14 protein-coding genes, 1 tRNA gene and 1 riboswitch are annotated in these 13,146 nt (G+C 64.0%); of the genes, 5 read left to right on the top strand and 10 right to left on the bottom strand.

Annotated features, from left to right (window positions below; translation table 11 throughout):
• Positions 1–42: 42 nt before the first annotated feature.
• The 10 genes from F6X37_RS09530 to ydfG form a co-directional block, all read right to left on the bottom strand.
• Positions 43–1,782, bottom strand: coding sequence for a hypothetical protein (locus F6X37_RS09530; protein ID WP_187611097.1), 1,740 nt, complete (start codon positions 1,780–1,782; stop codon positions 43–45).
• Between the two features lie 344 nt (positions 1,783–2,126).
• Positions 2,127–2,202, bottom strand: a tRNA-Lys gene (locus tag F6X37_RS09525).
• 183 nt (positions 2,203–2,385) lie between these two features.
• Positions 2,386–3,135, bottom strand: a complete 750-nt coding sequence (ybgF, locus tag F6X37_RS09520) for a tol-pal system protein YbgF (RefSeq protein ID WP_187611096.1) — start codon at positions 3,133–3,135, stop codon at positions 2,386–2,388.
• Positions 3,136–3,155: 20 nt separating this feature from the next.
• On the bottom strand, positions 3,156–3,662 hold the full coding sequence (gene pal / locus F6X37_RS09515) for a peptidoglycan-associated lipoprotein Pal (RefSeq protein WP_018419502.1): 507 nt from the start codon (positions 3,660–3,662) through the stop codon (positions 3,156–3,158).
• Between the two features lie 32 nt (positions 3,663–3,694).
• Positions 3,695–4,987, bottom strand: coding sequence for a Tol-Pal system beta propeller repeat protein TolB (gene tolB / locus F6X37_RS09510; RefSeq protein WP_187611095.1), 1,293 nt, complete (start codon positions 4,985–4,987; stop codon positions 3,695–3,697).
• Between the two features lie 139 nt (positions 4,988–5,126).
• Positions 5,127–6,146 (bottom strand): cell envelope integrity protein TolA, encoded by a 1,020-nt coding sequence (gene tolA, locus F6X37_RS09505; protein WP_187611094.1) that lies wholly within the window; start codon positions 6,144–6,146, stop codon positions 5,127–5,129.
• Positions 6,143–6,589, bottom strand: coding sequence for a protein TolR (gene tolR, locus F6X37_RS09500; RefSeq protein ID WP_090803169.1), 447 nt, complete (start codon positions 6,587–6,589; stop codon positions 6,143–6,145). Before tolR ends, tolA begins: the two co-directional genes overlap by 4 nt.
• Positions 6,590–6,599: 10 nt before the next feature.
• Positions 6,600–7,277 (bottom strand): protein TolQ, encoded by a 678-nt coding sequence (gene tolQ / locus F6X37_RS09495; RefSeq protein ID WP_090803171.1) that lies wholly within the window; start codon positions 7,275–7,277, stop codon positions 6,600–6,602.
• 187 nt (positions 7,278–7,464) lie between these two features.
• Complete coding sequence (gene ybgC / locus F6X37_RS09490) at positions 7,465–7,929, bottom strand: tol-pal system-associated acyl-CoA thioesterase (protein ID WP_187611093.1); 465 nt, start codon at positions 7,927–7,929, stop codon at positions 7,465–7,467.
• A gap of 103 nt (positions 7,930–8,032) precedes the next feature.
• Positions 8,033–8,779, bottom strand: a complete 747-nt coding sequence (gene ydfG, locus F6X37_RS09485) for a bifunctional NADP-dependent 3-hydroxy acid dehydrogenase/3-hydroxypropionate dehydrogenase YdfG (protein ID WP_187611092.1) — start codon at positions 8,777–8,779, stop codon at positions 8,033–8,035.
• 247 nt (positions 8,780–9,026) lie between these two features.
• Positions 9,027–9,153: riboswitch (ZMP/ZTP riboswitch) on the top strand.
• A gap of 178 nt (positions 9,154–9,331) precedes the next feature.
• Here ydfG and glyA point away from each other — a divergent pair.
• The 5 genes from glyA to F6X37_RS09460 all read left to right on the top strand — a co-directional run bounded on the left by glyA (position 9,332) and on the right by F6X37_RS09460 (position 13,094).
• Positions 9,332–10,579 carry a serine hydroxymethyltransferase gene (gene glyA, locus F6X37_RS09480; RefSeq protein ID WP_187611091.1) on the top strand — a complete coding sequence of 416 codons (1,248 nt, stop codon included), beginning with the start codon at positions 9,332–9,334 and terminating at the stop codon, positions 10,577–10,579.
• A gap of 3 nt (positions 10,580–10,582) precedes the next feature.
• Positions 10,583–11,065: a transcriptional regulator NrdR gene (nrdR, locus tag F6X37_RS09475; protein ID WP_008919734.1), complete on the top strand. Its 483-nt coding sequence runs from the start codon at positions 10,583–10,585 to the stop codon at positions 11,063–11,065.
• Between the two features lie 213 nt (positions 11,066–11,278).
• On the top strand, positions 11,279–11,845 hold the full coding sequence (locus F6X37_RS09470; RefSeq protein ID WP_187611090.1) for a GspH/FimT family pseudopilin: 567 nt from the start codon (positions 11,279–11,281) through the stop codon (positions 11,843–11,845).
• The gene (locus F6X37_RS09465; protein WP_187611089.1) at positions 11,842–12,291 is read left to right on the top strand and encodes a hypothetical protein; all 450 of its coding nucleotides are present in this window, start codon (positions 11,842–11,844) and stop codon (positions 12,289–12,291) included. The genes F6X37_RS09470 and F6X37_RS09465 overlap by 4 nt, the downstream gene beginning before the upstream one ends.
• Entirely contained in the window at positions 12,288–13,094 is an 807-nt protein-coding gene (locus F6X37_RS09460; RefSeq protein WP_187611088.1) for a PilW family protein, read from the top strand. Before F6X37_RS09465 ends, F6X37_RS09460 begins: the two co-directional genes overlap by 4 nt.
• Positions 13,095–13,146 lie beyond the last annotated feature (52 nt).

The raw sequence follows: 13,146 nt of genomic DNA, 5'->3' as shown, positions 1-13,146 counted from the left end.
CTGCCGGATGGCAGGTCGTTTCTTTTGAATCCACTAACCCGCTCAGGACTTCGGCACGAGTGCGACGCCGCGCAGCGCCTGGCCATACGGCGCGGTCTGCATCACGGTGAAGCCCTTCGCCGAGCTCACCGTCGAACCGTTGATGCCCACTGTGATCTTGACGAGCTGGTTCGAGTCGGCGCCCGCATCGAACGCGGTGCCGAGGCTGTTGCCGATCGTCGAGGTCACGGCGTAGATCGTGAACGAACCGTCGCTGTTGACCTGGCCCGTGATGTTGCGCAAGCCGTCAGGCGTCGTCGTATAGCTCGCGCCCTTCGTACCGTACGCGCCGGTCGTGTCCGTCACCGTGTAGGCCGTGCCGAGGTTCAGGCCGGTCGTCAGGTTGGCGAGCGGCTTCCACGTGCCGTTCTGGTTCTGATAGACCCACAGGCCGCCGCTGCCGCTCACCTGGTCGCCCGGCGTGCTGTCGCCTTCGTCGGCGACGAACATGATCGACGGATTCGACGCGGGGATCCACATGCCGAACGGATAGACCGTGCCGGTCACCTGGCTAGGCGACGTGAGCGCCGTCAGGTTGGTCGCGAGGGCCATCGTGAAGCCCGGCACGATCGTCATCGCGGCGTTTTGCGGCAACTTGCCGCCATTGGCGAGCGCACCGGTCACGCCGACCTGGTACACCGTGTTCACGCCGTTGCCGCCGCTGCCCTTGGAGACATACATCGTGCCGTCCGGGCCAACGAACAGGCCGCGGTAGTTGGCGTCCTTGCCGGTTTTGTCGGCGGCCGTCGCGGGCGTGGTCGGCAGACTCGCGATCGAGAAGCCGAACTGGTCGCCGGTCGAGCTGCCGCCCGTGATCGAACCCATCGACGCCAGCGAGCACGCCGTTCCAGCCGGTGCGACCGCGTACGTGCCGGAGCCCGTGCCGGACTGGAATGCGCCGATCACTTGCGTGAACGCGCATTGGCTGCCCGGAGCGATGCTTTGCACGCCGGTGTTCATCGTCAGCATGTCGAGCTGGGCCGTCGTCGGCTTCGGATTCTTGCCCGAATTGCCGGCATTGCCGACGATGTAGTACATGCCGTTGGCGAGCACGGCCGCGCGGCTGTTGTTGCCGGCGTATGCGTTGGTGTTCGTGAACGACAGGCTGTTATCGGCGAAATTCAGCTGCGCGACGGTACGGTAGGTAGGCGTTGCGACGTCGGTATTCGTCGTGTCGACCACGCCTGGCGTATTCGTGTTTGAGATATCGAGCTGGTCGATCGACGCGTTGTAGCCGGTGAAGGTCAGCGATTTCTGATCCAGCGACACGTTCAGCGCGAGCTCCGACTTCGAGGCGAAGCTGGTGGCGAAATTCACGTTGCTTTTCGCGGCCAGCGCGGTGATGTCCAGCGTTTGCGACGGGCTCGTCGCGTTCGGTGCCCACTGGTCCAGATACGCTTCCGACGTCACGCCGAAGTTGGCGTCGTTCGAATCGTTGGTGAACACGTTCGGAAAGCCGCCGGGCGTGACGGCCGTCACGGGCGATGCATTGGTGGTCGTGGGCGTCGCGTTATAAGGCAGCGTGCCGCTCACGACGTATGCCGGATCATAGGCCGTGCGCGAGATCAGCAGGTTGCCAGCCGTGTAGTTGCTGGCGGAAGTCGAGGGCGTCGTCGTGGCCGGGGTGCTGCTCGTGGTGCCTTGCGGCGCGCTCGTGCTCGACGGGTTTTGGGTGCTGCCGCCGCAGCCGTAGATGGCGGAGATCAGAACCGCGATCGGAAGCGCCTTCAGGGTGGTTTGCATTCTGTGTGTTTGAGTAGGGTGGGTGAAATTTTTTGAAAGTTGCAGCCGGTATTGCAAGTCGCGAGGCTACAAACCACCCGTGGCACAAACATGAATCGAAAATTACTAAAAAGATAAGAATGCGCTGGCGCGTTGGCGCGATGTCGTTGCGGGATGCCTGGTTTTTTGGGGCGGCGTTGGAGGGCGGAGGGCAGTGCCTGAACGGAAGGCTACGTTGAGGCGGGCGGGGAAGAGGCGGGCGGGGAAGAGGCGGCTCGCTTGCCGCGCGCGTACCTGTTTGCACACGCGGGCAAAGGAAAAAGAAAAGGGCCGACATGCTTTCGCATGTCAGCCCTCGAATCTTTTGGTAGGCCGTACGGGATTCGAACCTGTGACCAACGGATTAAAAGTCCGCTGCTCTACCAGCTGAGCTAACGACCCAAAAGAGAAGCGAAATTATATCGGCGCACCAATGCCCTGTCAACTCGGCAAGACCGTCGCCCAAAATGAAAAGCCCGGGCATCACTACCCGGGCTTCCCAGCGAGAGGCGCGCGTGGCTATCACTTCGGACACTGCGCGTTACTGCCGACTACATCAAAACGTGATCAATCCAACACCACGATCTACTTGATCTGCGACAGCTTGTTCTGCGCCGACTGCGCGACGTCCGAGCCGGCGTATTGCGCGACGATCTGCTCGAGCGTCTTTTTCGCCGCGGCCTTCTGGCCTTGTTCAAGCTGATTGTTCGCGATCGCGAGCAGCGCTTCCGGTGCACGCGGATGCTGCGGATAGTTCTTCACGACACCTTGCCAGACCGCCGTCGAACCCTTGTAGTCGCGCAGTGCATACAGCGCGTTGCCGAGCCAGTATTGCGCGGTCGGCTGATAGGGGCTGTTCGGATATTTGGAGATGAAGCTGCGGAACGATGCCGCCGCGTTCTTGAAGTCGCCGCTGCGGAATTGCTGTGAAGCCGCGTTGAACGCATCGGTTTCACCCGGCTGCACCTCGCCCTGGACGCCGTCCACCGTCTGTTGCTGCGGCTCGAATTTCTTCAGGCGCGTGTCGAGATCGGTGTAGTAGTCCTTCTGCTGCTTTTGCAGCGTCGTGAGCTGGTTCGCCATGTCCTCGTTCTGTCCGCGCAGCGTCGCGACCTGCTGGTTGAGCTGGTCGAGACGGTTGGACTGATCGAGGATCGTGCGTTGCGCCGCCGATAGCTGGCTCGACAGACTATCGGTCTTCGAGCGCAGATCGAGAATGGCCTGGCGGGCCTGATCGTCGTCGAACATGCCCGCATGGGCGGGCACGGCCGTGAGGGCCGTGCCCGCGACGCAGGCCGCTGCGGCAAACCGCAGCCAGGAGAAACGATGCGTCATTCGGCTCACCACCCGTTGACTTACTGTTGATACGCGAGGTCGGCGCGGCGGTTCTGTGCCCACGACGCTTCGTCATGACCCGTTGCCAGCGGCTTTTCCTTGCCGAGGCTCACGGCCTCCATTTGCGAATCCGACACGCCCATCAGCGACAGCGAACGACGCACGGCTTCAGCACGCTTCTGGCCGAGTGCGAGGTTGTATTCGCTGGTGCCGCGCTCGTCGGTGTTGCCCTGGATCAGCACGTGACGCTGCGGGTGGCTCTTCAGATATTGCGCGTGTTGTTGCAGCAGCGGTTGATAGTCATCCTTCACCGAGTAGCTGTCGAAGTCGAAGTAGATGCTGCGCTTCGCGAGCGGGCTGTTCGGATCGTTCAGCGGGTCGACGTTGACCGTCGCGACGTCGTTCGGGTTCGGTTGGGCCGAGCCTGCGCCCTTGTTGGCGTTTTCGTCGAGCTTGACGCCCGAGTGACATGCGGCCAGTGCACCGACCATCACGACGGCGAATGCGAAACGAAGTTTGGACATCATTTGATTACTCTCCTTGTGTTATTGCATCAACGTTATTGCATAAACGGGCCCCAGGACGGCTCGCGTACGCTGCCCCCCTGAACGGACAGGACCTGCCGAGTGCGACCGTCGGTCGATACTGCGGCCAACACGCCACGGCCGTTCACCTGAGTGGCGTAAAGAATGTACTGACCGTTCGCCGCGAAGCTCGGCGATTCGTCATGTGTCGTGTCCGTCAGGCCCGTGGCGGATCCGCCTTGCAGGTCCTGGATGTACAGCTTGAATGCACCGCCGACGCGCGAGATGTAGGCAAGCTCCTTGCCGTCAGGACTCACACGCGGGCTGGTGTTGTAGCTGCCCGTAAACGTGACGCGTTGCGCGCCGCCCGCGCTTTCACCTTGCGCCGGCATCTTGTAGATCTGCGGTGCGCCGCCGCGGTCGCTCGTGAAATAGATCCACTGACCGTCAGGAGAGTAGGTCGGCTCGGTGTCGATCGAGCTGCCTTGCGTCAGACGACGCAGACCGCTGCCGTCCGCGTTGACCGCGAAAATCTGCGTATTGCCGGTACGCGACAGCGCGACGGCGAGCGTGCGGCCATCCGGCGACCACGCCGGCGCACTGTTGTTGCCCTTCTGGTCCGATACGACGATGCGCCGGCCCGTGGGCAGGTCGTGGATATAGACGATCGGCTTCTTCTTCTCGAACGACACGTAAGCGACCTTGGTGCCGTCGGGCGACCAGGCCGGCGAGATGATCGGCTCGGGGCTCGACAGCGCGATGTGCGCGTCCTGACCGTCCGAATCCGAGATCTGCAGCTGGTAGCGGTTGCCCGACTTGACCACATACGACAGGCGCGTGGCGAACACGCCGCGATTGCCCATCAGCTTGGCGTAAATGTAGTCCGCGACCTTGTGCGCGCTCATGCGCAGACCGCTTTCCGGGCTCACCAGCACGAGGCCGCCGAGGCTTTCGCCCTTGACCGTGTCGTACAGCTTGAAGCGCACTTCGTACTGGCCGTTCGGCAGGCGGTTCACGCTGCCCGCGACGAACGCGTTGGCGCCCTTCGCCTTCCATGCGCCGAGGTCGACGGAATCGGTCTCGGACACCGGCGTCGAGCCTGCGTCGATATTCGTGAATTTGCCGCTGCGTTGCAGATCCTGACGCACGATCGTGCTGACCTGCTGCGGGGAGTTCGCTTCATTGGCGAAATTCGCCGTTGCGATCGGAAACTGAGTGGATCCGACGCCCGTCACGAGGACGTTGAGTTGTGCGTTGGCGGCGCCGCCGACGGCGATCAGGCACGTTGCCACGAGTGTTCGCAGGCCTAGCTTGGTCATCAAACTCATGCTGTATGGGTTCCTCAAAACGGTTTTACTTAATACTCGAAGACAGCAGACAGACCGGAAAACGGCTATTTCGTTCCCGCGCAACGCCGCGCCGGGTGGGGGCGCGGCGTTGGCCGCCGGTCGGCTGTCAGCCTGCACATCAAGCCGCCGGACGCAGCGTGATAGTGAAGTAGTCCGGCGTCTTGCCATTGACGTCCCGAGGCATCGGATCGGAGGCTTTCACCGCCCGCAACGCGGCGGCGTCCCACGCGGCGTTGCCGCTGCTGTGGGTAATGCTTGCGCTCAGCTGATTGCCGTCCGGCGAACAACGCACGGCGACCACGGTCTCGAGACCTTCCGTTTCGCCGCCCCAGTTCACATGCTGAAGCACCAGCCGTCGTACCTTGTCCGCGTAACCCGGCGATGCCGCCGTGCCGCCCGAGCCGCTACCCGTTCCGCTCTTGCCCAGTCCGTTGCTGCTCGAACTGCTGCCGCCCACGCCGCCAGCCAGACCCTGCATCTGCGCAAGCCGCGCGCGACGTTCGTTGTCGAGCTGCTTTTTCGCCTGCGCGGCCGCATCGGCTTGCGCCTTGGCCTTCGCCGCTTTCTCCGCCTCGGCCTTCTTCTGCGCTTCTGTCTGAGCCTGCTTTTGCTGCTGCTCCTGCTGTTCTTTCAGTTGCTGTTGCTTCTGCTGCTCGGCGAGCTGCTGTTGCTTGAGCTTCTCGGCCTGCTGCTGTTGCTGCTTGAGCTTCGCGGCCTTCTGCGCCGCGAGCTGGGCCGCCTGTTCGGCCGCCAGCTGTTGCTGACGCTTCGCTTCCGCTTCCTGCTGCTCTTTCAGCTTCAGCTGGCGCTGCTGTTCGGCCAGTTGGGCCGCGCGAGCCGCTTCCTGCTGCTGACGCTTCTTTTCCTGCAGCGCGATGTCGGCCTGTTCGTCGCGCACGGGCGGAGCAGGGGCGACCGGCGTGGGCGGCGGCGTGACGACGGGACGCGGAATCGCCGAATCCGGCACCTCTGTCCACAGTTCCGCTTGCTCGCCCTCGGGCGTGCTGTTCTGCCATTGGATGCCGCGATACAGGAAGAATCCGAGCAGCGCATGCATCACCAGCGCGAACAGAAAAGCTCGCCCGGTGCCGCGTTCACGCGGCGGCTGAAGCGGGTATTCGGAGTTCTTGCGGATCATTGCGATTTGACGAGCAATCCGACGCGCTTGACGCCCCGAGCCTTCAGCTCGGACATCACGTTCATCACGACTTCGTATTTCACGGTTTTGTCGGCGGCGATCACGACGGGCTGATCGGGGTGCGATTGTGCCCGATCGGCGATGAAACCGTTGAGGCCAGCCTTCGTCATGTCTTCCTGCTGCTGCGCGCCGGAGTCGTCCTTGTACTTGACGCTCATATTGCCGTCCGCGCGGATGTTGACGATGACGGGCGGCGTCTGCTGTTGGGGCGCCGCGCCGCCGACGGTCGGCAGATTGACGATCGACGGCGCGACGAGCGGCGCCGTGACCATGAAGATCACTAGCAGCACGAGCATCACGTCGATGTACGGCACGACGTTGATGTCGGCCATTGCGCGACGCGAGCGCGAGCCGCGCATGCTGGAGGAACGGGAGCCTGCCATCATGGCCTCCTCAGTGTGCCTGGCGCTGCAGGATGTTCGAGAACTCTTCGATGAAGGTTTCGAAACGGATCGCCAGACGGTCGATGTCGTGCGCGTAGCGGTTGTAGGCGACCACGGCCGGAATTGCGGCGAACAGGCCGATCGCGGTGGCGGTCAGGGCCTCGGCGATGCCCGGCGCGACGTTCGCGAGCGTGGCCTGCTGCACGTTGGCGAGGCCGCGGAACGCATTCATGATCCCCCACACCGTGCCGAACAGACCGATATACGGGCTGACCGAACCGACCGACGCGAGGAACGCCAGATTCGCTTCGAGCACGTCCATTTCGCGTTGGAACGCCGCGCGCATCGCGCGCCGGGCGCCGTCGAGAATCGCGCCCGAATCGTTCAGGCGCTTCTCTTTGCCCTTCAGGAATTCCCGCATGCCGGACTCGAAAATCCGCTCGAGCGCGCCGATCCTGTGACGGTTGTTCGCGGCGCTCTGATACAGCGCCTGCAGGTCGCCGCCCGACCAGAAATCACGCTCGAAGCGTTCAGTTTGCGCGCGCGCCCGGCGAATCGCAAACCACTTGCGGAAGATGAAAGTCCAGGAGAGTAGCGACAGCAACAGCAGCAGAGCCATGACGGCCTGGGCCAGCAGGCTCGCGTTGAGTACGAGTGAAACGATCGACAGATCTTGTGTAGTGTTCATAAAGGTTCGTTTTAACGTCCCGGGAAGGGGGCGTCCGGCTGCAAGGCCGCTTCAAGCTTGCCGTGGGCAAAACGGAAGCTTCGGCGGTATCGAAGCCGAACCATGCTTTGTGTTACCTGACCGGTATGAGTTCACTGGCCCCGTAACAACGAGGCTCAGGGATCGTCCGTTGACATGCCGCCGTCGTTCAGTCAGCGCTCTCGCTAGTGCCCGGCCCGTGCCGCAGCGCGGCGAGAACCGACGGCGGGATCGCGGCTGGCCGCAGCGTCGCGCGGTCCACACAGCCAATCCGGACCGAACCGGTAGCAAGCAGCGTGCCGTCGCGCCATGCTTCCTGCACGAAGTCTACCGAAGCTCGGCCAAGACGCTCGATCCGGCTGATAATTTTCACGATGTCGTCGAGTCGGGCCGGAGCCCGGTAATCGACCGCGGTACTGCGCACGATGAAAATCGCGTCGTTTTCTTCCGCAAGCCGGTGCTGGTCGACGCCGCACGCGCGCAGCCATTCGGTGCGAGCGCGTTCGAAAAACTTCAGGTAATTGGCGTAAAACACGATGCCGCCGGCGTCGGTATCTTCGTAGTACACGCGGATCGGCCACGTATAGCCGATTTCCGTGCCTGGCTGGCTGGTCGACATATTCATGCGGCGCATTCTACCGGAACGCACAACCCGGGGTCTGTTTCGAAGTGTGAGTTGCTTGTGGCGGGCGTCGGCGGCGATGGGAGCCGGTTTTGCCGGCCGCCCGCCTTCAAACTCAGCCGCGATGCACGGACAGACCGGCGAACGACTGCGCGACCGGCATCAGCTCGATCGTGTTGATGTTGACGTGGGCTGGGCGCGTGGCGATCCAGTAGATGGAATCGGCGATGTCTTCGGCCGTCAGCGGCTGCACGTTTTCGTACACCTTGGCGACCTTGTCGTCGTCGCCGCGATATCGCACGTTCGAGAATTCGGTGCCGCCGCAAAGACCCGGCTCGATGTCGGTCACGCGCAGCGCGGTGCCGGCGAGGTCGGCGCGCAGGTTCAGGCTGAACTGGCGCACGAACGCCTTGGTCGCGCCGTACACGTTGCCGCCCGCGTACGGCCAGCGGCCCGCCACCGAACCCAGATTGAAGATATGCCCGCGGTTGCGCTCGACCATGCCGGGCAACAGCGCATGCGTGACCTGCGCGAGGCCCGTGCAATTGGTCTCGATCATGGTGTTCCATTCGTCGAGACTTGCCTTGTGAACCGGCTCGGTGCCGAGCGCGAGGCCGGCGTTGTTGACGAGCACGTCGATCGCGGCGAAGTCCGCCGGCAGCGAGGCGGGCACGGCTTCGACGGCGGCGCGATCGCGCACGTCGAGCTCGTACGGCAGCAGCGCGTCGCCGAGTTCGTCGGCGAGTGCTTGCAGACGGTCCTTGCGGCGTGCAGTGGCGACGACACGATGGCCGCCCTTGACGAACGAGCGGGCGATGGCGGCGCCGAATCCGGCCGACGCTCCTGTGACAAACACGATCATTGCAGTTCCCTGGTCGGTAAGAGACAAAGGCCCAAAGCCTACTTCCAATGGCACGCTGCGGCAAGGATGCACGAGCCGGATCGGCGGCTGCCGCGGCGGCGCGCAACGGGTGCGCGGCGCGACCGGCGCGCTTTCCTCGGATGGTTGCGCAGCGGGGCCGCCAAACCGTCCGGAGGCCCCGCCAGCGGCCGCCGGAGCACCCGCAAGTCGGTTGCCTATTCGGGCCTCTTCCAATACACTAACGCGCTCGACCCTGCGTGACTGGCGATAGAACCGAGTCGTCCGACTCAGCCGATTCAACCAATCGGGTTCAAGGTGGAACAACCCACCGTGAAGCGCAGGGTGCCGTTTTGCCGTTCGCCTGGGCAGCCGTGAACCGCGCGCATTAATCTGCGCTGACGGTGGCTGGCTCGCCTCGCGTGTGCGGCGACTCTCCATTCGCCACGTCAGGGCAAGCCTCGCCGCCCAAAGCGCTGCGTACCCCGCTGTGTACCCTCTACGCAGGATTCGGCGCACGATCCGGTCAACCTGAAAACACTCAACGGAACCCGTATGTTTGACAGAGCCCAAAGCACCATCGCCAACGTCGATCCTGAACTCTGGAAGGTCATCGAGCAGGAAAACCGCCGTCAGGAAGAGCACATCGAACTGATCGCGTCGGAAAACTACACGAGCCCGGCCGTGATGGCCGCGCAAGGCTCGCAACTCACGAACAAGTACGCCGAAGGGTATCCGGGCAAACGCTATTACGGCGGCTGTGAATACGTCGACGTTGCCGAGCAGTTGGCGCTCGACCGCGTGAAGCAGCTGTTCGGCGCCGAAGCCGCGAACGTGCAGCCGAACTCGGGCTCGCAGGCGAACCAGGGCGTGTTCTTCGCGATGCTCAAGCCGGGCGACACGATCATGGGCATGAGCCTCGCGCACGGCGGCCACCTCACGCACGGCTCGCCGGTCAACATGTCGGGCAAGTGGTTCAACGTGGTCAGCTACGGCTTGAACGAAGCCGAAGACATCGACTACGACGCCGCCGAGAAGCTCGCGCAAGAACACAAGCCGAAGCTGATCGTAGCGGGCGCGTCCGCGTTCGCGCTGCGCATCGATTTCGAACGCATGTCGAAGATCGCGAAGTCGGTCGGCGCGTACTTCATGGTCGACATGGCGCACTACGCCGGTCTCGTCGCCGCGGGCGTTTATCCGAACCCGGTGCCGCACGCCGATTTCGTCACCACCACCACGCACAAGAGCCTGCGCGGCCCGCGCGGCGGCGTGATCCTGATGAAGGCCGAGTTCGAGAAGCCGATCAACTCGGCGATTTTCCCGGGCATCCAGGGCGGTCCGTTGATGCACGTGATCGCCGCGAAGGCCGTCGCGTTCAAGGAAGCGCTTTCGCCGGAATTCAAGGCGTATCAGCAGCAGGTCGTCGAGAACGCGCGTGTGCTTGCTGAAACGCTGGTCAAGCGCGGTCTGCGCATCGTGTCGGGTCACACCGAAAGCCACGTGATGCTGGTCGACCTGCGCGCGAAGAAGATCACCGGCAAGGCTGCGGAAGCGGCACTCGGCGCGGCACACATCACGGTAAACAAGAACGCGATCCCGAACGATCCGGAAAAGCCGTTCGTGACCTCGGGTATCCGCCTCGGTTCTCCGGCCATGACCACGCGCGGCTTCGGCGTGAAGGAAGCCGAGCAGGTCGGCAACCTGATCGCCGACGTGCTGGACAACCCGGAAGATGCCGCGACGATCGAGCGCGTGAAGGTTCAGGTCGCCGATCTGACCAAGCGCTTTCCGGTTTACGGCTAAACCATGCATTGCCCCTTCTGCCGCCATGCCGATACGCAAGTCGTCGACTCGCGCGTATCCGAAGACGGCGCGACGATCCGCCGGCGCCGCCGCTGCCCGGCCTGCGACAAGCGTTTCACGACGTATGAGCGGGTCGAGCTGGCGTTGCCGTCGGTCGTCAAGAAGGACGGCACGCGCACGGAATTCGATCGCCGCAAGATCGTCGCGAGCATGCAACTGGCGCTGCGCAAGCGCCCGGTTGCGGTGGACGCGATCGAAGCGGCTGTCGCCCGTATCGAGTATCAGCTGCTCGGCAGCGGCGAGCGCGAGGTGCGTAGCGAGCGCCTCGGCGAACTCGTGATGAACGAGTTGCGCGCGCTCGACACGATCGCTTACGTCCGTTTCGCTTCCGTGTACCGGCGCTTCGAAGACGTCTCCGAATTCGAGGACGTGATCGAGGAATTCCGCCGCGCCTCTTCCCCACCCAAGCCTTCCCGCAAGCGCTGAGCGCACGCGTGTCGCAGCTGAGCTGCGGTCATTCGCATCCATCGCCTCGCGCATTTCGCGCTTTTTTTCACGCATCGCTTCTCCCGCCTCCGTGATCGATCGTCACGTGCATTGTTGCGCGCGCTAACGTCTGAATGCCACCTGGCCATTCGGACGATGGTCGGCGCGCTCGCAAATCGCTAGATTGGCTGCATCCGTTCGCAACGCTCAGGGATGCAGATGAAATTCAAGGGGATTTACCGGCCATCGCGCGCCGGTTTCACACTCGTCGAAACGCTGGCGGTGATAGCGCTCGTGATGCTGATGGCCGTGATGGCGGTGCCGTCGTTCGCCGCATGGCATATGCGAGATCAGGTCGACGCGCGCTCGAAGGCGCTGCTGTCCACGTTCGCCTACGCGCGCAGCGAGGCGCTGCGGCGCGGTGCGCGCATCACGGTGTGCCGCGTCGATGCAGCGCGCGTCTGTCTCGCGTCGGGCCAAGCCTGCGCCGGCGGCATCGCCGACTGGGCCTGCGGCTGGGCCGTATTCGCCGAACGTGGCGGCAAGCCGTCGTTGTTGCGCGCGCAGCCGGCGCTCGCGGCGGTGAGCATCGCCGGCGTGCAGACGGATATGACGTTCACCCCGCCGGCTGGGCAACTGATCGGCGCGTTTCGAAGTTTTGATATCGCACCGCGAAGCCCATCGAAATCGATGCAGGGGAACCCGTGGCGGCGCTGCATCAGTGTCGCTGCAGGAGGTCGCGCGCGGATCTCGGAGGGCGCGTGCGGAGCGACGTCATGAGACAGCCCGCATTCAACACCGGTTTGCGTGTGCACACATCGACATGTAATGGCAGCTCGTTGATCGAGGTGATGCTGGCGGTCGCGTTGGTCGCGGTGAGCGCGCTGGGTTTGATCGCGGTTCAGGTGTGGATCGCACGCGAAGCGCGCGCGATGACGCTGCGCGAGAGCGCCGCGTGGATAGCCGACTCGATTGCCGAAGCGACGCGCACGCCTTCCACGGGCGATGTCGCGCTCAATCAATGGCGCACCTGGGCGAGCGTTCTGCTGCCGCACGGCGACGCATCGATTGGCGAGAGCGGCGCGGTCGCGGCGGCGCGCGTGACGTGGGCGTCCGTGCGGGACCGGCCCGCTTTGGGCGATGCGAGCGCCCAGCCGGCGGAGCCTTGCGGCGACGTCGATGCACCGGCTGGATCGTCGTGTGTCGCGTTGGCGTTCGCGAAATGAAGCGGCCGCATTGCCCACTCGGTCATACGCTAATCGAATTCCTGATCGCGATGGCGCTCGGGTTGCTCGTGATCGCGGGCGCCGTGTCCCTTTACACGGCGCAGCGCAACGCGTTCGTGCAGGCGAGCAACGCGACCCGAATCCGCGAAGCGGGCTTGACCGCGCTGATGCTGATCGGCCAGCAATTGCAGATGGCCGGCTTCGTCCCTGCCGATGTCATTGGCTACAACGCGGCGCCTGCGCTATTCGGCTGCTCGGGCGGTCGTCCGACCGGCGTCGACGACAGCCTCGCTTGCACCGCCTTGAGCACCGGCTCGGATGGCGTCGCGATCCGTTACGTCGCAGACGTCGTATCGACATGGCCATCGTCGAGCGGTCAGGTCACCGACTGTGTCGGACAGGCCGTCAAAAGCAGCGACGCGGTCCTTGGCGATGAGGGCGCGCCGGTGGTGAATCGCTACTTCGCCAACGTCAGCGGCTCGACCGGCGAGCCGGAGCTTTACTGCGTGGGCAGCGGCAATGCGGGGTCCGCGCAGCCGCTGATCGAAGGCGTCGAGCGCGTGCGGTTGCGCTACTGGCTGGACGGCGCGGCGGATGCGGTGAATGCGTCGGCCGTGGCGGCGGATCAATGGGCGAACGTCGTTGCGGTCGATGTCTGCGTGCTGGTGCGCGGCGCGCCGCAAGGACAGCGTTCGAAGTACATCGACTGCGATGGCGTGAGTACACTCGGTACCGACCTGCGGCCTCGACAGGTGTTTTCCCGCCGCGTTGCGCTGCGTAATCGCGCGGAGGCGTCGTCGTGATGGATCGCGGCACAGCAACGCAACGCGGCCGCGCGTACGACATATGCGGCGG

Origin of the sequence: Paraburkholderia sp. 31.1, from assembly GCF_014397645.1 — a bacterium.
GTDB classification, from domain to species: domain Bacteria; phylum Pseudomonadota; class Gammaproteobacteria; order Burkholderiales; family Burkholderiaceae; genus Paraburkholderia; species Paraburkholderia tuberum.
The sequence above is the reverse complement of the archived record's forward strand: the minus strand, read 5'-3'. Positions and strand labels throughout refer to the sequence as shown.